Below are 17,661 nucleotides of genomic sequence, written 5' to 3' on the forward strand. Positions count from 1 at the left end.
TGCCACCACGCCGAACACGGCGAGGACACCGGCGACGACGAAGACGTCGAACACGAGGGACTCCAGAGGTTCACGGGGTCCGCGCCGGGCGACGCGGACAGCACCACGTGTGGTGCCGAACCGATGCTGGATCCGGCACCGCACCTCCAGACCCGTCCCTAACGGTTTCCTGACGCGCTCCTGACACACGCATGCGCGTCGCTAACGCCCGCTCGCTCGCCCCAGCCGCTCGGCGAGCACGGCCGTCGCCGCACGGAGTTCGTCGGGCCCCTCGACGGTGAAGTCCGCGGTGGCACCGGCGAACGCCGCCGCGAGGCCCTCCCACGACCAGGAGCCTCGCGTGAGACGGCACCGGTCCGGGCCGAGCGGCTCGAGCACGGCGTCGTCGGGGAGGTACGGCGCGACGGTCTCGGCCGGCACCTCGAGGACGGCGGTGCCGGTGCAGGGCCAGACGTCCTCGCGGTCGGACCCCTTGAACCGCGCGGCCACGAACGCTGCCGGATCGCCACCGGGCACGGGACGCGGTGTGAACGGCACGCGCGTCCGCATCCGCGGGGTGATGCGGTCGACGCGGTGGGTGCGCCAGTCATCGCGGTCGAGGTCCCAGTCCAACAGGTACCAGCGGCCGTTCCGGGCGACCACCGCGTGCGGCTCGACCCGGTGGGGCGTCTCGTCGGGGCCGTACCCGAAGCGGAGGACCTCGCCGAGGTGGACGGCCTCGCTCACCGCGACGAGGACCTCCGGGTCGACGGGGGTGCGACCGGTTGACGTGACCGCGTCGATCGCGTCCACCCGTGTGCGCAGACGCGCGGGCATCACCTGCCGCACCGTCGCGAGCGCCCGGGCGGCCGACTCGGCGATGTCCGCGCCGGACGCGGGTGCCACGGCGAGCGCGATGGCGATCGCGACCGCCTGGTCGTCGTCGAACAGCAGCGGGGGCAGGTCCGCACCGGCCGCCAGCCGGTACCCGCCGGCCGGGCCGCGCAGTGCCTCCACTCGGTAGCCGAGGCCGCGGAGCCGGTCGACGTCGCGGCGGAGCGTGCGCGGGCTGACCTCGAGCCGTCCGGCGAGCTCGTCGCCGGGCCAGTCCCGGTGCACCTGCAGCAGCGAGAGCAGCGCGAGCATGCGCGAGGACGGTCCGGACATGCCTCCAGTATCGGTGGAGAAGCGGACAGGATCTGACCGCAATGCCCGGGATGCTGGTCCCATGAGCATCGAAACGACAACCCACCTCAACTTCGACGGACAGGCCCGCGCGGCCCTCGACTTCTACGCCTCGGTCTTCGGCGGCGAGGTCGCGTCCATGACCTACGGCGCGATGGGCGCCTCGGACGAGCCGGACTGGGCCGACCGCATCGTCTGGGGTCAGGTCGCCACCGACGCCGGGCTGCGCGTGATGGCCTTCGACGTCTGGCCGGGGCAGCCGTACGACCAGGGCACGAACGCCTTCTACGTGTACGTGCACGGCGACGACGCGGCCGAGCTCGAGCGGTACTGGGCAGCGCTGTCCGAGGGCGCCGAGATCCGGCAGCCGCTCGGTCCGTCGGCCTGGGCGCCGCTGGCCGGACAGCTCCGCGACCGCTTCGGCGTGATCTGGGCGCTCGACGTCGCGGCGCGGACCGAGTAGCGCCGGCCGAGTAGCGCGGCTCGATCAACGACGCTGTGCGGCCCAGGGCGACCCCCGGGCCGCACGCCACGACGTTTCCGAGCCACTTCCCCACGAAATCCGACCGCCGGTAGCGTGCCGGCATGCCCGAGTTCCGTCCGATGCCCGGCTACGAGCTCGGCGACGGGTGGGTGGCCGCGCGTCGACGTCGCTCCCGGTTCGGCCGGGTGTGGCGCTGGGCCGGCCCGCCGGTGGCGCTCCTCGCCCTCGTCGCGGCCGTGCTGCTGTTCCGCTGGTACGCGGGCGTGGCCGACCAGGTCCGGTGGGAGTGCGCCGTGTCCACCTGCGGGACGAACGACCCGCGGTCCTTCGCGCCGGAGGGGTGCTGGGCGCTCCTGGTGCTGGCCACGCTCGGCGTCGGACGGCTGCCGGGGCGATGGTGGTGGCGCGCTGCGCTCCTGCTCGGGTTTGCCGTCGTCGCGGCGTGGTCGATCGACTGGTGGCGGCTGCCGGGGACGGACCTCGGGCTGTTCGTGACGCCGATCGGCGCGGGTGGTGTCGGCGCCGTGCTCCTGCTCGCCCGGATCGGGATCGCGGTCGACCGTGCACGTGGTCGAGCCCACGACGCCCGGCTACGACCGCGGTGACGGGTGGTCAGCGCGCGGGACTCCACGTGCTGACCGTCACGGCAGCGGTGACGCTCGTCGGCGCGAACACCTGCCCCGGGTCGACGTGGTGGTGGCTCGGCCCCATGTGCACCACGTCGTGGACGTCCTCGGCGGACAGCTCCATCGTCCACGTGAGGTCCTCGGCCGACCGCTGCTCGAACGCGGGCGTGAGGGAGTCGTGCAGCCGCCGTTCCTTCTCGGGGTCCACCGTGATCGTCGCCTCGGCCAGCTCCGCCAGGTGTCCGGTGCGCGGGGTCACCACCACGAGGAGGCCCTCGGGGTGCAGCACCCGCGCGTACTCCGTCTGGTTGCGTGGCGCGAAGACGTCCAGCACGACCGCGGCTGCGCCGTCGACGACCGGGAGGCGCTCGGTCACGTCCCCGACGACGGCCCCCGCACGCTCGTGGATGCGAGCGGCCCGTCGGATCGCGACCGCGGACAGGTCGAGCGCGACCCCGAGCCGCGAGACGGCCTCGAGCGCGTGCGCGAGGTACGTGCCCGGCCCGGACCCGACGTCGAGGACGACACCGGGCACGTCCACCGACGCGACCGCCCGGGCCACGGCCCGTTCGACCGGCGCGTAGTGCCCCCGCCCCAGGAATCGGAGTCGGGCGTCGACCATCTCCGGGGTGTCCGCCGTCAGCGCACGACGCTTCGCGGGCAGCAGCGTGAGGTGCCCCTGCTTGGCCTCGTCGAACCGGTGTCCGGTCGCACAGCCGACCTGGCCACCGTCGACACGGCCGACGGGCTCGGCGCAGACGGGGCAGGCGAGCATCGGCAGCAGGTCGTCACGCACCGGCCCAGCGTACGGGGCCTCGCTAGCCTGGCCGGATGTCGCTGCAGCAGCTCTTCGGCCTCGACGGACGCACCGCCCTGGTGACGGGAGGCAGTTCCGGCATCGGGCGAGCGATCGCCACCGCCCTCGCGGACGCCGGCGCACACGTGCTCGTCGCTGCCCGGACCGCGGCGACCATCGACGCCACCGTCGCTGCGATCCGGCAGGCGGGTGGCTCGGCCGACGGCATCGTCGCAGACCTGTCCACGCGCGCCGGAGCCCACGCCCTCGCCGACACTGCGGGCGATGTCGACGTGCTCGTCAACTCCGCGGGGATCAACCTGCGGCCGGCCATGGCCGACCTCGACGAGGACACCTGGGACGCCACGATGGCCGTGAACCTCGACGCGCCGTTCGTGCTCGGGCAGCGGCTCGCGCCCGGCATGGCGGCCCGCGGGTACGGTCGCATCATCGGCATCAGCTCCCAGCAGGCGCACCGACCCTTCGCCGCCAGCGGCGCGTACGGGGTCTCGAAGGCGGGCCTGGAGGCGCTGGCCCGGTCCCAGGCAGAGGCCTGGTCTGGGCACGGGGTCACCTCGAACATCCTCGTCCCCGGTTTCGTCCGGACCCCGCTCAACGAACGGCTCGGTGCCGACCCCGCGACCGTCGCCGCCCTCGCGGCACGGACCCTGGTCGGGCGGAACGGGCTCGCCTCGGACTTCGCTGCCGCCGCGGTGTTCCTCGCCGGCCCCGGTTCGGCGTACGTCACGGGGCAGTCGATCGCGATCGACGGCGGGTTCTCCGTGCACTGACCCCGGTACGGTCGGGGCATGGCCGTCATCCACCGTGCAGAACTCCGCCCGTCGAAGCTCGAGGCGCTCGCCGCCTGGCTGCCGGACCAGCCCTGGAGCGGGGTGTCCGCCGGCGACGACCTCGCGATCGCGGGGAAGTTCCGGTTCGACGACCCCGCGGGCGAGGTCGGCGTCGAGACGGTGCTCGTGCGCACCACGGACGGCCGGGTGCTCCAGGCACCGCTGACCTACCGCGGGGCACCGCTCGACGGCGCCGAGGCCTTCCTCGTGACCGAGATGGACCACTCCGTGCTCGGACGACGCTGGGTCTACGACGCCGTGGGTGACCCGGTGTACGCCGACGTCCTGCGCCGGGCGATCGCCACGGGCGGGCACGAGGCCACCCTCGAGCGCGCCGACGGATCCGGGGCGTGGGACGCCGAGGGGACGGCATCGGGCAGCGGGTCCGACGCCGACTCCCCCACCGTGACGACCGTGGACGCGCAGACCTCCGGCGCCCTGACCTCCGTCGCGACCGACCACGGGACGCTCGTCGTCGCCCGTGCCGTCGGGGCGGAGCTGCCCGCTGGTCGCACGCTCACCGGCAGCTGGTCCGACGGGACCGGCGTGCTCGCGGTCCTGGTGCCCTGAACCGGACCACCTGACGGCCGCGACGCCCGTGGCGGGGCCGAGCCGCGCCTCCCGTCCGTCGCTCGCGCCGATGCCGGTACGGACAGGGCCTGCCTGCCCGGGCACGCCGATGGCAGGATCGAGGGCGTGAAGACACTGGAGTTGCCACAGACGGACCTCACCGCCTCCGACGTCGTCGTCGGCCTGATGCGGATCAACGACATGAGCGACGAGGACATCCGCGCGCTTTACCGCGCCTCGCGCGACGCGGGCGTGACCATGTTCGACCACGCCGCGGTGTACGGCGGGTGGCACGGCTGCGAGGAGCGGTTCGGCTCAGCCGTCACCCTCTCCCCCGCCGAGCGCGCCGAGATCGTGCTGCAGACCAAGGTCGGCATCCGCCCGACCCCGAACGGCGCGTACTTCGACTTCTCGTACGAGCACATCATCGAGTCCGTGCACGAGTCCCTCACGGCGCTGCAGACCGACCACATCGACGTCCTGCTGCTGCACCGTCCCGACGCCCTCGTCGAGCCGGAAGAGGTCGCGAAGGCCTTCGACGAGCTGCACGCCGCCGGCAAGGTCCACCACTTCGGCGTCTCGAACCACACGCCGGGGCAGGTCGACCTGCTGCGCCGCTCGGTGCAGCAGCCGCTCGCGTTCAACCAGGTGCAGCTGAGCATCACGCACGCGAACGTCATCGCGCAGGGCGTCACGGCGAACATGGGCGGCCTCGACCAGTCGATCGACCGCGACAACGACATCCTCAACCACTCGCGCAGCAACGACATCACGCTGCAGGCCTGGTCGCCGTTCCAGAAGGGCTTCTTCGACGGCGTCTTCCTCGGCGACCGCGAGCACTACGCCGAACTGAACGACGTGCTCGAGGAGCTCGCGGCCGCGCACGGGGTCACCCCGACGGGCATCGCCGTGGCGTGGATCACCCGCCACCCGGCGCACTTCCAGGTCGTCCTCGGCACGACGAACCCGCAGCGCGTCCGGGACTCGGCCGCCGGGTCGGACGTCGTGCTCTCGCGCGAGGAGTGGTACCGCGTGTTCACCGCAGCGGGGCACACCGTCCCGTGAGCGGATCGGGCAGGGTGGGACCCGTGCTCCACGACCTCACCCTGCCCGTCACCCTCGTCGCCCGCTCCGGCCCGGTCACCGTCCGGGACGCCTCGCCCGACGACCTCGACGCCCTGATGGCGCTGCTGTCGGACGACCCGATCAGTGCCGCACGCGGGGACGTCGCCGCGCCGGAGGACGAGCCGCTGTACGCCGCCGCGCTCCGGGCGATCGTCGAGGACCCGGCGAACGCGCTCCTCGTCGTGACGGACGAGCGGGACGTCGTCGTCGGGACACTGCAGCTCACGCGGATCCCCGGGATGGCCCGGCGTGGATCCGCCCGGCTGCTCGTCGAGGCCGTCCGGGTGAGCAGTGCCGTGCGCTCGGGCGGGATCGGCAGCGCGGTGATGCGGTGGGTGGTCGACGTCGCCGCCCGGGAACTCGGGACGCCGCTCGTGCAGTTGACCTCGGACGCGGACCGGACGGACGCGCACCGGTTCTACGAGCGGCTGGGGTTCACGGGCTCGCACGTCGGGTTCAAGTACCGCGTGCCCGCCGGGCGCTGACGCGGCGCGGGGCCCGCGGTCGCGGCCCGCGGCCGCGGCCCGCGGCCCGCGGCCCGCGGCCCGCGGCCGCGGCCGCGGCTCGCGGCCGCGGCCGCGGCCCGCGGCCGCGGCGTCGCTTGCCGTCGCACAACCGAACGCGCGACGAACCGCGGTTCCGCGCGGTTCGTGGTGCGTTTGGTTGTGCGCAGCACGAGCGCTGCCGCGCGGGCGGCAGCGCGCGGCGCGGGCAGCAGCGCGCGGGGCGGGCAGCAGCGCGCGGGGCGGGCAGCCGCGCGGGGCGCGGCGCGCGGGCAGCAGCAGCGCCGCGCGGGCAGCGCGCGGGTCAGTCGGCGCGGGTGGGGGCGCTCGGGACCGCCACGTCCACGGGCGACACCCCCGCGGGGTCGGCCGACGCTCCGCCGACGACGTCGAACGTGATGCCGAGCTCGGCGGCCGACTCCTCGTCGAGCTCGAGGCCGTCTTCCTTCACCTGGTCCTCGGGGATGGCACGGCCACCGGACGGGTCCCACGAGTTCGCGATCGACATGCGCCCGAGCATGCCCGGTCCGCTTGGCAATCGCCCTGGAAGCGCGTCAGAGATCGTCCGGGTGCAGGCGGTCGCCGGCCTGCGGTCGCCGGAACACCGGACCGCCGCCGGCCTCGTCCTCGTCGTCGTGACGGACCGGCGAGACGCTCGGGTCGGCGGAGTGCTCGCCGACGTCGGCGCCGCGGTCCTCCTCGATCTGCAGCTCGTCCTCGTCGGAGCCGTCCACAGGGATCGAGCGGCCGTCCTGTTCGGGATCGAAGGGTGTGCTCATCGACATGGGCCGAGCATGCCCCCTCCCGGTGAACGGCGGGTCAACGCTGTCCGTCCGCCGCGATCAGCTCGAGCTGGGTGAGCGGCAGGTCGGAGACGGCCGTGAACGTGAAGGCCGTCCCGGAGCCCTGCAACCGGAACACCCGGGTCTGCCCGGCCCAGTCGAACACGGCGTCCTGCACGGCGACACGGGTGTCCCCGAGCGCGGCCTCCCACGAGTGGACCCCGGGTTCCGCCGCGGTGACCGTGTAGAGCGAGGTCGGGACGTCGGGGACGTCGAACGACACCGAGGTCCCCGCGGCGAGCACCGTGACCGTCCGCCCGGTGTCGTCGACGAGCGAGGAGGCGGGCGACGGGAGGTCGGCGGACGACAGGCCGACCGGCAGCAGGTCGACGGGGGTGTCCCGGTACCCGTGCACGTCGGACGCGGACACCGGGCGGGTGTCCGATGCCCAGCCCTGCGGCTCGGGCGACAGCGTGAACACGATCCGCGACGCCGACACCACCACCGAGTGGGGGATGCTCACCGACGTCCAGGGTGAGCCGTCGACCGTCACCGACGCGACGTACGCGCCCTCGGAGCCGTCGGCGACCTCGATGACGGTGGGCGCGCCTCCCGGCTGCTGCAGCACCGTCCTGCGGACCGACGGCGGCACGAGGACGTAGGTGCCCGTGGACGGCGCCAGCGGGTAGAGGCCGATCGTCGCGAAGACGTACCAGGCGCTCATCTCGCCGTTGTCCTCGTCGCCGGGGTAGCCCTGCCCGAGGTCGGACCCGACGAAGAGCCGGTGCAGCGCCTCGCGGACGATGCGGTGCGCCTCGTCGTGCCGCCCGGTGAACATCGGGAAGAACGGGATGTGGTGCGCGGGCTGGTTGGAGAGCCCGAGCATCCCCATCCGCACGTCGCGGGCCTCGGTCATCTCGTGGATCGGGAAGCCGTACGAGCCGGAGCGGACGGTCGCGCCGGTCTCCGGGGTGGTGAAGAACGCGTCGAGCGCGGCGTCGAAGCGGGACGGGCCGCCGTGCAGGTCGACGACGCCGGCGCCGTCGTGCGGAGCGGTGAAGGCGGTCCCCCACGCGTTCGTCTCGGTGTAGTCGTCGCCCCAGTCCCGCGGGTCGAACTCGGTGCCGACCCGCCACGACCCGTCGGGGTCGCGCCCGATGAAGAAGCCCCGTTCGGAGTCGAACACGTTCCGGTACTGCAGGGAGCGACGGGCGAACCACTCCGACTCGGCCTCGTAGCGGGCGAGGTCGGCGGGTGTCCGGGCGCGCGAGGCGAGCAGGCCCGCCATGACGGCGAGGCCCCAGTCGTTGATGGCTGCGTCGAGGGTCCAGCTCATCCCCTCGTGGGTCGCGGTGTCGACGTGGCCGCGGAAGGCACCCGGGAGGCTCCCCTTGCGTCCGACACGCTCGTCGCGCGGCGGGACGGTCGCGTTCCGCAGTGCGCTGCGGTACGCCTGCGCGAGGTCGAACCCGGTGACGCCCTTCACCGCGAGGTCCGCGAAGACGGTGTCGCTCGTGGTGCCGGTCATGCAGTCCTCGGCGCCGGGGGCACTCCACCGGGGCGTCCACCCGCCGTCGTGGTGGTGCTCGACGAAGCCCTGCGCGAGGTCGCCCGCCGTCTCCGGGGTGAGCAGGGCGAGCAGCGGCCAGGCGGTCCGGTAGGTGTCCCAGAAGCCGTTCGTGGTGGTGAACGGCCCGTCGACGACCTCGGGTCCGGGCTCGTCGCGGATCGGCTCGGCCTGCACGGAGCCGTACGGGGAGCGGTGCCGGGGGACCCCGTCGCGCGCGGTCTCGCCGGCACGGTTCGGGTAGAGGAACAGGCGGTAGAGCCCCGAGTACAGGCTCGTCAGCTGGTCGGGGGTCGCACCCTCGACGGAGAGCGTGGCGAGCTCGTCCGTCCAGAGCCGCTCGGCACGGGCGCGCATGGTGTCGAACGGGCCGGCGGCGTCGAGGTTCGCGCGGGCGTCCTCGAACGAGACCGTGGAGATCCCGAGCAGCACGTCGGTGCCCTCGGCCTGGTCGGACAGCGACAACCAGCCGCGGAGCTGCTGCTCGCCGACGGTGGTGTGGTCGGCCGTCACTCCGGGGACCCGGACGTGCACGAAGTGGGGCGGGGTGCCCGGACGGTCGTCGAGCAGGGCCTCGACCACGGCGGTGCCGTCCGTGACCGTCACCGAGACGTCCGAGACCCGGCCGTGGTGGTCGAGCACGATGCTCCGGGTGCCGGTGAACCGGAAGCCGAGGGCGAACTCCCCCGCGGTCATCTCGGCCGTGACGCCCTCGTCGAGGTCGACCCGGTAGCGGTGCGGACCGTCCTGCTCATCGTCGTGGTCGAAGCCGAGGGCGCGGGCGGCCCGGTCGGGATCGGGGGTGTCGAGCGGGGAGGGCATGACCTGGAAGACGCCCCGGTCCCCCATCCACGGTGACGGGATGTGGCTCGTCGCGAAGGCCTGGATCGCCGGGCGGACCCGGCCGGTCGCGTCGGTGCGGTCGTGCTCCTGGTAGGCGTACGGCCAGCGGTTGCTCGAGGCGTCCGTCATGGGCAGGCCGAAGACCCCGCCGTGCGGGATGCCGACCAGCGGGGCGTTGTTGCCGCGGGAGAACCGGGATGACGCCTGCGTGCCGCGGGTCGTGCGGACGTGGTCGAGCGGGGTGCGCGGGACGGGGCGCGCGGGACCGATGCGGACGGCGTCGAGCCAGCCGCGGAGGTGCGGGCGCGACCCGTCTGCGGTCGTGGGGTGCGGGGCGGAGCCGAGCCGCGCCTCCAGGCGGTCGACGACCCGGCCCGCGAGCGGCGTGAGGTCCACCGCCCGACGGTTCCACTGGTCGACCCACTGCTTGCGCGCGGCGTCCTGCGCCTCCGGCGTGAGCGTGTCGCCGTACTGGTCGCGCGCCGCGTCGCTCAGCCGCGTGCCGTCGGTGCAGACCAGGTCGAGCGCGAACGCCGTCGCGTCCCAGAAGTGCGGCAGGTCGTCCTCGGTGGGTTCCGTCGCACCGTCCGGCAGCACGCGCTCCGGGAACCACACCCACGAGAGTTCGTCACCCGACTCGATCGTCCGACCGGCGAACTCTGGGACGACCGCGGCGGCGACGTGCTCCCCCGCGGGTCGTTCGACCAGCCAGCCCTCCGCCGAACCGAAGCCGACACCGTTCCGCGCGGCGACGGCCGTCGTCGGGCCACCGCTCCGTTGCAGTTCTCGCACCGGCCCAGCGTATTTGGTCCACCGTCTGGAGGAAAACCCTCGGCGTGTCAGCCCCGGTTGTGCCCCGGTGCGTTCGCCGAGTTCCCGGGACCGGAGCTGCCTGGACCGCTCGTGTCGACGGCCGGGTCGGCGCCGTCCTGCGGGGCCTGCACGGGGTTGGACGCCGGGCTCGACGGCTGCGGCCCCACCGAGGGGTCGTCCGCCGGATCGCTCGGCTGTGCCGGCTCGGACGGCTGCTCGGCCGGTTCGGACGGCTGCTGTGCGGGCTCGGACGGCTGCTCGGCCGGTTCGGAGGGCTGCTCAGCCGGCTCGGACGGCTGCTCCGCCGGCTCACTCGGCTGCTGGTCGTCGGTCGAGGGCGAGCTCGACTCGGTCGGCACCGGCGTCGACCCGTCGTCCCCGTTCAGGGCGAACACGGCGACGACGATGCCGGCGAGCACGAGCACACCGATCACCACGGCGGCGATGATCGGCCCGCGTCGGCGCCGAGGTCGGTCGTCCGGAGCCGGGGCCGGGGGGGCCGCGACCGGGCCACGGGGGCCTCCGGCACGGCCGACCGCGCCGGTCGCGCCGTCCGCACTGCGGCCCCCCTGCGCGCCGAGCACCGTGGTCGCGACGTCGTCGGAGGCGTTCGGCCGCTGCGCGTCCAGGACACGCGTCGCGTCGTCGGTGCCGCCGGGCTGCGCGGTCGGCATGGCTCGCGTGGCGTCGTCGGCCCCGGAGGCGCGACTCGCCGGCATCGCCTGCGTCGCCTCGTCCGCACGGGCGGCACCCGCAGCGCCCGCCGCCGCGGCACCGGCCGCCGCACCCGCCACGGCCGGCGTGACCGTGCCGGGACCGCCGGGGAGGAGCTGCGTGGCCGGAGCGGCGTCGTCGTGGCCGAGCGCACGGAGTCGCTGTGCGGCCTCGGCCGCCGAGGGCCGGTCCGCCGGGTCCTGCGCGGTCGTGACGTGCAGGAGCGTGCGCCAGGCAGTGGGCAGGTGCGGGTCGATCTCCGGACCGCGGGTGAGGCGAGCGGTCGCGGACTCGACCGCGCTGCCCGGGAACGGCTGCTTGCCGGTGAGCGCCTCGAGGAGCATGAGGCCGAGCGCGTACACGTCGGCCTTGCCGGTGATCGGCTGCGCCAGGACCTGCTCCGGTGCGATGTACGCCGCCGTGCCCATCACCGTGCCGGTCTGGGTGGCCCGGGCGCCGTCCCGCAGCAGGGCGATGCCGAAGTCGGCGAGCTTGACGTGGACGCCGTCGCTCTCGAGCAGCACGTTCGCCGGCTTCACGTCGCGGTGGACGATGCCCTGCGCGTGCGCCGCCGCGAGGCCGTCCGCGACTTGCGCCCCGACACCGGCGGCGGTGGCACGGTCGAGCGGCCCCTCGCGCAGTCGCGTCGCGAGGTCGCTGCCCGGGACGAGTTCCATCACGAGGTACGAGTCGCCGTCGACGTCGTCGAGCGCGGCGTCGTACAGGGTCACGAGTGCCGGGCTGCGGAGCGCCGCGAGGGTCTGGATCTCCGCCTCGGCACGGGCGCGTTCGCCGTGGTCGACCGCTCCGATGCGGAAGACCTTGACCGCCACCTCACGCCCGAGCTGCTCGTCGACCGCCCGGTAGACGGAGGCCATGCCACCGTGCCCGAGCGTTCCCGTGACGCGGTACCGACCGCCGAAGACCCGTTCTTCCATGCGGGGCAACCTACCGGGACGACCTGACGGGTCGCGCACCGCGGCGGAGCGCCGTGAGGTAGAGGCGGTGCGCGGTGATCACCAGCGCCAGCCAGGCGAGCCCGAGCGCCCACGCCGCCAGGACGTCGGTCAGCCAGTGGTGGCCGAGGAACACCCGCGAGATGCCGACCGACACGACGAAGAAGGTGCCGGCGACGATCGTCAGCACCCGGGTCACGAGCTTCGACTGCCGGAGGAGCAGCAGGTACACGATCGTCCCGACGATGACGGTCGCGTTGAGCGTGTGCCCGGACGGGAACGACGGCGAGTGCTCGTACGGCGGGACGGCATCGCGCAGCGGCGGGCGGGCACGGCCGATGAGGTCCTTGCCCGCGACCGTCATGAGCAGGGACCCGCCCGCGGCAGCGACGAGCAGCACGAGGGGCGTCCAGGCACGACGCTGGATCGTGAACCCGACGAGGAACCCCAGGGCGACGATCGGCATCCCGATGGTGCCGGCGACGTCCGTCCACCAGGTCACGAGGGTGTCGGCCGTCGGCGACCGGAGCGTGAGCATCCAGTCGAGCACGGGGCGGTCGAGCACGGCGACGTCGTCGGCCTCGCGCACGGCGTCGTAGACCTCGGAGGCCGCCCAGGTCGCGGTCACGGCGACCCCGATGCCGATCGCGAGGGTGACCACGAGCAGCGGGAGCGCGCCCCATCGGTGGCCGAGCGCTGCCCAGCCGTCCGCGGACGCCCGGCCGGCGCGGGTGCGCCACGTCGTGAGGTCGACGTCGCCGACGCGTTGGTCGGGGGCCTCGGGGTGATCGGTCTGCATCGACCCACCCTGCCCGAGTCCCGGTGTGCGGGTGCGGTGCGCCCGGGCGCCGCCGGTGCGCCGGGCACCGGGCGCGCAGGTGCGCCGGGCACCGGGCGCGCAGGTGCGCGGCGTCAGTCCTTCGCGGCGCCGTAGTCGTCGACGACCGCCACCGAGAGCGGGAACACCACCGGGAAGTCGCGGAACAGCAGCCGCCCGGCATCGGCAGCGGCGGCCCGGATCTGCTCGGCCACCCACTCGGCGTGCTCGGCCGGGGTGTGCACCACGATCTCGTCGTGCACGAAGAACACCAGGTGCGGGCCGTCCGTCACCGGCCCCCGGAAGCGCTCGGCGAGCCGCGAGCGCAACGAGCCCATCCACGCGAGCGCCCACTCGGCAGCGGTGCCCTGCACGATGAAGTTCCGGGTGAACCGCCCCCAGCTCCGTGCCCGCGACTCCACCGCCCGCTGCATCGCCGGCGTCCCCTCGACCGTGTAGGCCTGGTTCCGCGCCGCGAACCAGGAGGCGTCCGGCACCGGTGACGTCCGGCCGAGCAAGGTCGTCACGGGTTCGCCCCGCTCCCCCGCCCGGGCTGCCCGGCTGACGAGTCCGAGGGCAGCAGGGAACGCCCGCTCGAGCCGCGGGACGAGCCGCCCGCCCTCGCCCTGGGTCGCCCCGTACATCGCGCCGAGCATCGCGCCCTTGGCCTGCTGCCGGGTCTCGACCGCGCCGGAGGCCACGACGCCGTCGTACAGGTCGCGCCCGTCGCCGGCCGCCGCCATCGCCCGGTCGCCCGCCATCGCCGCGAGCACCCGGGGCTCCAGCTGCGCCGCGTCGGCCACCACGAGCTTCCACCCGTCGTCCGCGACCACGGCGGCGCGGATGCCCTTCGGCAGCTGCATCGCTCCCCCGCCGTCGGCCGCCCATCGCCCGGTGACGACCCCGCCGACCAGGTACTTCGGGTGGAACCGACCGTCGTGCACCCACTCGTCGAGCCAGGTCCAGCCGTTCGCGGTCAGCAACCGCGCGAGCCGCTTGTACTCGAGCAGCGGTTCGATGACCGGGTGCTCGATCTCCTGCAGCTCCCACTTCCGCGTGCTCGTGACCATGAGGCCGGCCCGGCGCAGGGACTTCAGGACGTCGGCGGGCGAGTCCGGGTTGAGCGACGGGTCACCGAGCCGCTCGCGCACGACGGCAGCGATCTCCTCGAGCCGCCGAGGGCGCACGCCGTACGGCACCCGCGGTCCGAGCGCGTCCTCGAGCAGTCGTTCGTGCACGTCGGCGCGCCAGGGCAGCCCGGCGTGGAGCATCTCCGCCGCCACGAGCGCGCCGGCGGACTCCGCCGTCACCAGGAGCCGCAGCGCACCCGGCGCGGTCGACGACGCGACCGCGTCGAGCTGCGCCCGCAGCTCTGCCACCGGGTCCAGCTCGTCGTCGGGAGGCGACACGTCGAAGAGCGCGTCGTCGAAGAGGCGGGCGTGCGTCGGGCGGGTGACCCGCGCCTCCTGGACGGCGGCGTCCCACGCGTCGACGGGCGCGGCGGCGAGCGCGGTGGCCCGTGCCGCGAGGGCCGATCGCAGGATGCGGCGGCACAGGCGCAGGTCGATGCAGCGCCCGACCCGGCCGCCGGCCGCGAGCACGGCCGGGTACCAGCGCGCGGTGTCGTCCCACACCCAGCGCACGTCGGGCGCGTCCCGGGACGCGACGAACGCCGGGAGGCGCGGCTCGTCCACCCGGATCGGCTCGCCGTCTGCGGTCCCCGCGTCGGTCAGGGGCGTCGCGAGGACGCCGCCGTCGACGCGGCGGAGGACGAGGTGCACGGAACGATCATGCCGTGCGCCACCGTCAGTCGAGCTCGACGACCTCCGCGCCGGGCGCGTTCTGCTGCACGGAGGCGATGCCGTTCTTCGCACCCGCCTTCGAGGCGTACCCCTCGGACGTGGCGATGACCTCGCCGTTGCCCGCCTTGAGGTGGAAGCGGTACTCCCCCTTGGCGTCGGTCCAGATCTCGAACTTGCCGGCCATGTCGACTCCTCGCGTCGATCCGATGGTGCCCGTTGTCCGCGGAACGCGGTCTGCTCCGCACGCTACTGGCCGGGACCGGATCGCGGAAGCCTCAAGCCGCGGTGTTCGCGTCCCCGTCACCGCGGGGTCGCTGCGAGGTCCCGCCGCCGGGGCGGACCGCGGCGCTGTCGGAGACGTCGATGCGGACGTCGCCGTCCTCGGCGCGGGACACCTCGACCCGTGGGTCGGCGTCGTGCTCGTCGGAGCCGGACATGCGTCGGAAGGTGTCCTGGCGGCGTTCTTCGAAGGACATGTCGACACCGTCGTCGAGGTGGTCGCGGTCGGGCTTCGTCATGGGAGGGACGGTACGCCCGGGGTGCTGGCACCGTGTCGGGCGGCTCCGGACGATCGCGCTCCGGGCGGTCGCCCCGGGTCGGCGACCCGGATCGTCCCGGTGCGGGCCGTCCAGTGCTCGTCCGACCGCCACCGGGCTGCGACCCCGGCGGCGAGGCGGCCGGAAGGGATCGACCCGCGTGACACCGCCGAGCGGGCGTCGGGCAGCGTCGTGCCGAGGACGAACTTCGCGACACCGCCGTCCCCTTCGGCGGCGTCAGCGGACGAGGTCGGTCCCAGTTCGAAGCGGCGGGCGAACCGTACGAGGTTCGCGTCCGGGCCGAGCACGTCGGCGAGCCCGGGGTCGAGGATCCACGAGCGGCACTGCCACCAGCCGGCCACGTGCGCCGGTGCCACGGCACGGAGGAGCGCAGGCGCTTCGTCGAACGATCGGTCGCACGCGGGGGCGTCGAGGGGACCCGTCTCGGGGACGTGGACGCCCCAGGCCGCGGAGCCGTCGGCCGCCGTGTCGCCGATCTCGAACTGGAGGCGCCCCACCGTCACCACGCGGGCGGTGAGGACCGCGCAGAACCAGTCCAGACCGGTTCCCCGGAGGCCGTACCGCGCGAGCTTGCGGTCGACGTCCGCGATGCTGTCGGCCGCTTGGTCGGCCGAGGCGCCGTGGGCACGGAACCAGGCCGCCGTCCGGGGTCGGACGGCGCGGAGGACGTCGACGATCGCGCTGTCGGGCAGACCGCGGACGGTCGACTCGAGTGCGGCGGCCAGCTCTCCCGGGTCGGGGACGGTCCCGATCGCCGCGGCGAGGAGCTCGGTCCCGTCGTGCACGATCCGGTCGTGGTCGGGCCGGTCGTGGTCGGGCCGGTCGTGGTCGGGCGTCACTTCAGTCCGGACGCGGCCAGGCCGTCGATCACGCGGCGTTGCAGCACGACGAACATGATCAGCACCGGTGCCATGGCCATGAGGCTCGCGGCCATGAGCACGGGGTAGTCGATCGTGCGGTCGCTGGAGAGGGTCGCGAGGCCTGCGGCGAGCGGCATGTCCTCGGCACGGGTCGATACGACGAGCGGCCAGAGCAGCTCGTTCCACGACCAGAGGACCGTGGTGATCGCCAGCACGCTGATCGACGGGCGGGCCAACGGCAGCATGATGCGCCAGAAGGTCTGGAACGGGTTCGCGCCGTCCATCCGAGCGGCTTCCTCGAGCTCCGGGGGGAGGTTCAGGAACGCGGTCCGCATCAGGAACGTCCCGAAGGCACTGAACAGCCCCGGTGCGACGATGCCCATCAGGGTGTCCAACCATCCGAGCCCCTGCACGATCTGGTACTGGGAGATCAGGTACACCTGCGACGGGACGAGCAGGATCGACAGGACGATCGCGAGCAGGATCGCCCGGCCGCGGAACCGCATGCGGGCGAACGCGTAGCCGGCGAGGGTGCAGAGCACGATCTGCGCGAGCGTCCGGATGATCGTGACCATCACCGACGTCCCGAGCTGGCTCAGGAACGGCAGGCGTTCGAACACCTGCGCGTAGTTCTGCCACTGCAGCTCCCCCGGCCAGAACGTCGGTGTGACGGACTGCACCTGCGCGTTCGTCGACAGGGACATGATGATCTGCCAGAGGAACGGGAACGCCATGACGAACCCGCCGACGCCGAGGACGACGTGGATCCACCAGTGGCTGCCGCCGCGGCGCCCCGGCCGGCGGCCGGTCCTGGTCGGTGTGACGGTGGCGGTCATGCCTGGACCCACTTCCGCTGGAACCGGAACTGCACGAGCGTGACGATGCCGATGAGGACGAAGATCACCATCGCGATCGCCGCCGCGAAGCCCTTGTCGTTGTCGATGAAACCGGCGCTGTAGAAGTAGAAGACGAGGGACATCGTCTTCGGGATCACCGGGTTGGTGCTGCCGAGGATCGCGTAGAGCAGGTCGAACAGCTGGAAGCTCGAGATGGTCGTGACGATCACCACGAAGAAGATGCTCGGGCTGAGGAGCGGCACCGTCACCGACCGGAACTGCCGCCAGCGAGAGGCGCCGTCGAGCTCGGCTGCCTCGTACAGCTCGGGCGGGATGTCCTTGAGGCCGGCGCCGAGGATGATCATCGAGAACCCGAGCGAGGACCACAGCCCGACGAGGCTCACCGCGACGAGTGCGAAGCCGGGCGTCGAGATCCAGTACGGCCCATCGATCCCGAACAGCCCGATGAACCAGTTCACGATGCCGTAGTCGCCGTTGAACATGATCCGCCAGACGAGTGCGATCGCGGCGGGCATGGCGACGTAGGGCAGGAAGAAGAGCACACGGTAGAACTGCGCGAACCGCAGGCCCGGGGTGTTGAGCAGACTGGCGAGCCAGACCGCCACGGGGATGCCGAGCAGGACGATCACGGTGTAGATCACCGTGTTGAGCAGCGACTGGTAGAGCTGCGGATCGGAGACCAGCCGGACGTAGTTCGCGATGCCGGAGAAGGTGGCGCCGCCGAACACACCCCAGGTGGTGAAGGAGTACCAGAACGTCTGGATGATCGGCCAGATGTAGAACGTCCCGACGCCGACGAGCAACGGGAGGACGAACAGCCACGGCCAGAACCCGTCGGTCCGGTGCGCCCGAGGTCTGGTCGTGCCGGCGGACGGACGCCGGGAGCCCGGGGCCCCGGGCCCGGACGCGCGCTGCGCCCGGGCCGGGGCGTCCGAGGTCGGGTGTCGCTCGGTGTGGATCGTCACGGTGTGGGG

General features: G+C 73.6%; 18 protein-coding genes and 1 pseudogene. 6 read left to right on the top strand and 13 right to left on the bottom strand.

Going from position 1 to position 17,661, the window contains the following annotated elements:
- Window positions 1-201 precede the first annotated feature (201 nt).
- The gene (locus ACIPEP_RS07255; RefSeq protein ID WP_402716867.1) at window positions 202-1,146 is read right to left on the bottom strand and encodes a helix-turn-helix transcriptional regulator; all 945 of its coding nucleotides are present in this window, start codon (window positions 1,144-1,146) and stop codon (window positions 202-204) included.
- Window positions 1,147-1,207: 61 nt separating this feature from the next.
- On the opposite strand from ACIPEP_RS07255, the gene ACIPEP_RS07260 reads away from it, so the two are divergent.
- Together ACIPEP_RS07260 and ACIPEP_RS07265 are read left to right on the top strand one after the other, a co-directional pair.
- A complete protein-coding gene (locus ACIPEP_RS07260; RefSeq protein WP_402716868.1) occupies window positions 1,208-1,627 on the top strand; it encodes a VOC family protein in 420 nt (139 codons plus the stop codon).
- A 122-nt stretch (window positions 1,628-1,749) separates the two neighbouring features.
- A complete protein-coding gene (locus ACIPEP_RS07265; RefSeq protein WP_402716869.1) occupies window positions 1,750-2,253 on the top strand; it encodes a hypothetical protein in 504 nt (167 codons plus the stop codon).
- 7 nt (window positions 2,254-2,260) lie between these two features.
- Here ACIPEP_RS07265 and ACIPEP_RS07270 read toward each other — a convergent pair whose 3' ends face one another.
- A complete protein-coding gene (locus tag ACIPEP_RS07270) occupies window positions 2,261-3,070 on the bottom strand; it encodes a putative RNA methyltransferase (protein ID WP_402716870.1) in 810 nt (269 codons plus the stop codon).
- A gap of 35 nt (window positions 3,071-3,105) precedes the next feature.
- On the opposite strand from ACIPEP_RS07270, the gene ACIPEP_RS07275 reads away from it, so the two are divergent.
- The 4 genes from ACIPEP_RS07275 to ACIPEP_RS07290 all read left to right on the top strand — a co-directional run bounded on the left by ACIPEP_RS07275 (window position 3,106) and on the right by ACIPEP_RS07290 (window position 6,101).
- Window positions 3,106-3,861, top strand: coding sequence for an SDR family NAD(P)-dependent oxidoreductase (locus tag ACIPEP_RS07275; RefSeq protein ID WP_402716871.1), 756 nt, complete (start codon window positions 3,106-3,108; stop codon window positions 3,859-3,861).
- 18 nt (window positions 3,862-3,879) lie between these two features.
- A complete protein-coding gene (locus ACIPEP_RS07280; protein WP_402716872.1) occupies window positions 3,880-4,491 on the top strand; it encodes a hypothetical protein in 612 nt (203 codons plus the stop codon).
- Between the two features lie 126 nt (window positions 4,492-4,617).
- Window positions 4,618-5,556 (top strand): aldo/keto reductase family oxidoreductase, encoded by a 939-nt coding sequence (locus ACIPEP_RS07285; protein ID WP_402716873.1) that lies wholly within the window; start codon window positions 4,618-4,620, stop codon window positions 5,554-5,556.
- A 23-nt stretch (window positions 5,557-5,579) separates the two neighbouring features.
- Window positions 5,580-6,101, top strand: a complete 522-nt coding sequence (locus ACIPEP_RS07290; protein ID WP_402716874.1) for a GNAT family N-acetyltransferase — start codon at window positions 5,580-5,582, stop codon at window positions 6,099-6,101.
- Window positions 6,102-6,423: 322 nt separating this feature from the next.
- Here ACIPEP_RS07290 and ACIPEP_RS07295 read toward each other — a convergent pair whose 3' ends face one another.
- The 11 genes and pseudogenes from ACIPEP_RS07295 to ACIPEP_RS07345 form a co-directional block, all read right to left on the bottom strand.
- Window positions 6,424-6,627: a hypothetical protein gene (locus tag ACIPEP_RS07295; RefSeq protein ID WP_139201893.1), complete on the bottom strand. Its 204-nt coding sequence runs from the start codon at window positions 6,625-6,627 to the stop codon at window positions 6,424-6,426.
- Window positions 6,628-6,673: 46 nt separating this feature from the next.
- Window positions 6,674-6,904 (bottom strand): hypothetical protein, encoded by a 231-nt coding sequence (locus ACIPEP_RS07300; protein ID WP_402716875.1) that lies wholly within the window; start codon window positions 6,902-6,904, stop codon window positions 6,674-6,676.
- A gap of 34 nt (window positions 6,905-6,938) precedes the next feature.
- On the bottom strand, window positions 6,939-10,103 hold the full coding sequence (locus ACIPEP_RS07305; RefSeq protein ID WP_402716876.1) for a GH92 family glycosyl hydrolase: 3,165 nt from the start codon (window positions 10,101-10,103) through the stop codon (window positions 6,939-6,941).
- A gap of 47 nt (window positions 10,104-10,150) precedes the next feature.
- Window positions 10,151-11,776: a protein kinase gene (locus tag ACIPEP_RS07310; protein ID WP_402716877.1), complete on the bottom strand. Its 1,626-nt coding sequence runs from the start codon at window positions 11,774-11,776 to the stop codon at window positions 10,151-10,153.
- Between the two features lie 10 nt (window positions 11,777-11,786).
- Complete coding sequence (locus ACIPEP_RS07315) at window positions 11,787-12,593, bottom strand: phosphatase PAP2 family protein (RefSeq protein WP_070417601.1); 807 nt, start codon at window positions 12,591-12,593, stop codon at window positions 11,787-11,789.
- Window positions 12,594-12,706: 113 nt separating this feature from the next.
- Entirely contained in the window at window positions 12,707-14,392 is a 1,686-nt protein-coding gene (locus tag ACIPEP_RS07320; protein WP_402716878.1) for a bifunctional 3'-5' exonuclease/DNA polymerase, read from the bottom strand.
- A 55-nt stretch (window positions 14,393-14,447) separates the two neighbouring features.
- A pseudogene (locus ACIPEP_RS07325) lies at window positions 14,448-14,597 on the bottom strand (YegP family protein); the annotation flags it as partial.
- A gap of 91 nt (window positions 14,598-14,688) precedes the next feature.
- Window positions 14,689-14,931: a hypothetical protein gene (locus ACIPEP_RS07330; RefSeq protein ID WP_402716879.1), complete on the bottom strand. Its 243-nt coding sequence runs from the start codon at window positions 14,929-14,931 to the stop codon at window positions 14,689-14,691.
- Complete coding sequence (locus ACIPEP_RS07335) at window positions 14,928-15,809, bottom strand: hypothetical protein (protein ID WP_402716880.1); 882 nt, start codon at window positions 15,807-15,809, stop codon at window positions 14,928-14,930. The genes ACIPEP_RS07330 and ACIPEP_RS07335 overlap by 4 nt, the downstream gene beginning before the upstream one ends.
- Complete coding sequence (locus tag ACIPEP_RS07340) at window positions 15,806-16,666, bottom strand: carbohydrate ABC transporter permease (RefSeq protein ID WP_071295636.1); 861 nt, start codon at window positions 16,664-16,666, stop codon at window positions 15,806-15,808. Before ACIPEP_RS07340 ends, ACIPEP_RS07335 begins: the two co-directional genes overlap by 4 nt.
- Window positions 16,663-17,652, bottom strand: coding sequence for a carbohydrate ABC transporter permease (locus tag ACIPEP_RS07345; protein ID WP_402716881.1), 990 nt, complete (start codon window positions 17,650-17,652; stop codon window positions 16,663-16,665). Before ACIPEP_RS07345 ends, ACIPEP_RS07340 begins: the two co-directional genes overlap by 4 nt.
- Window positions 17,653-17,661 lie beyond the last annotated feature (9 nt).

Origin of the sequence: Curtobacterium sp. NPDC087082, from assembly GCF_044745045.1 — a bacterium.
In the GTDB taxonomy this organism is placed as follows: Bacteria; Actinomycetota; Actinomycetes; order Actinomycetales; family Microbacteriaceae; genus Curtobacterium.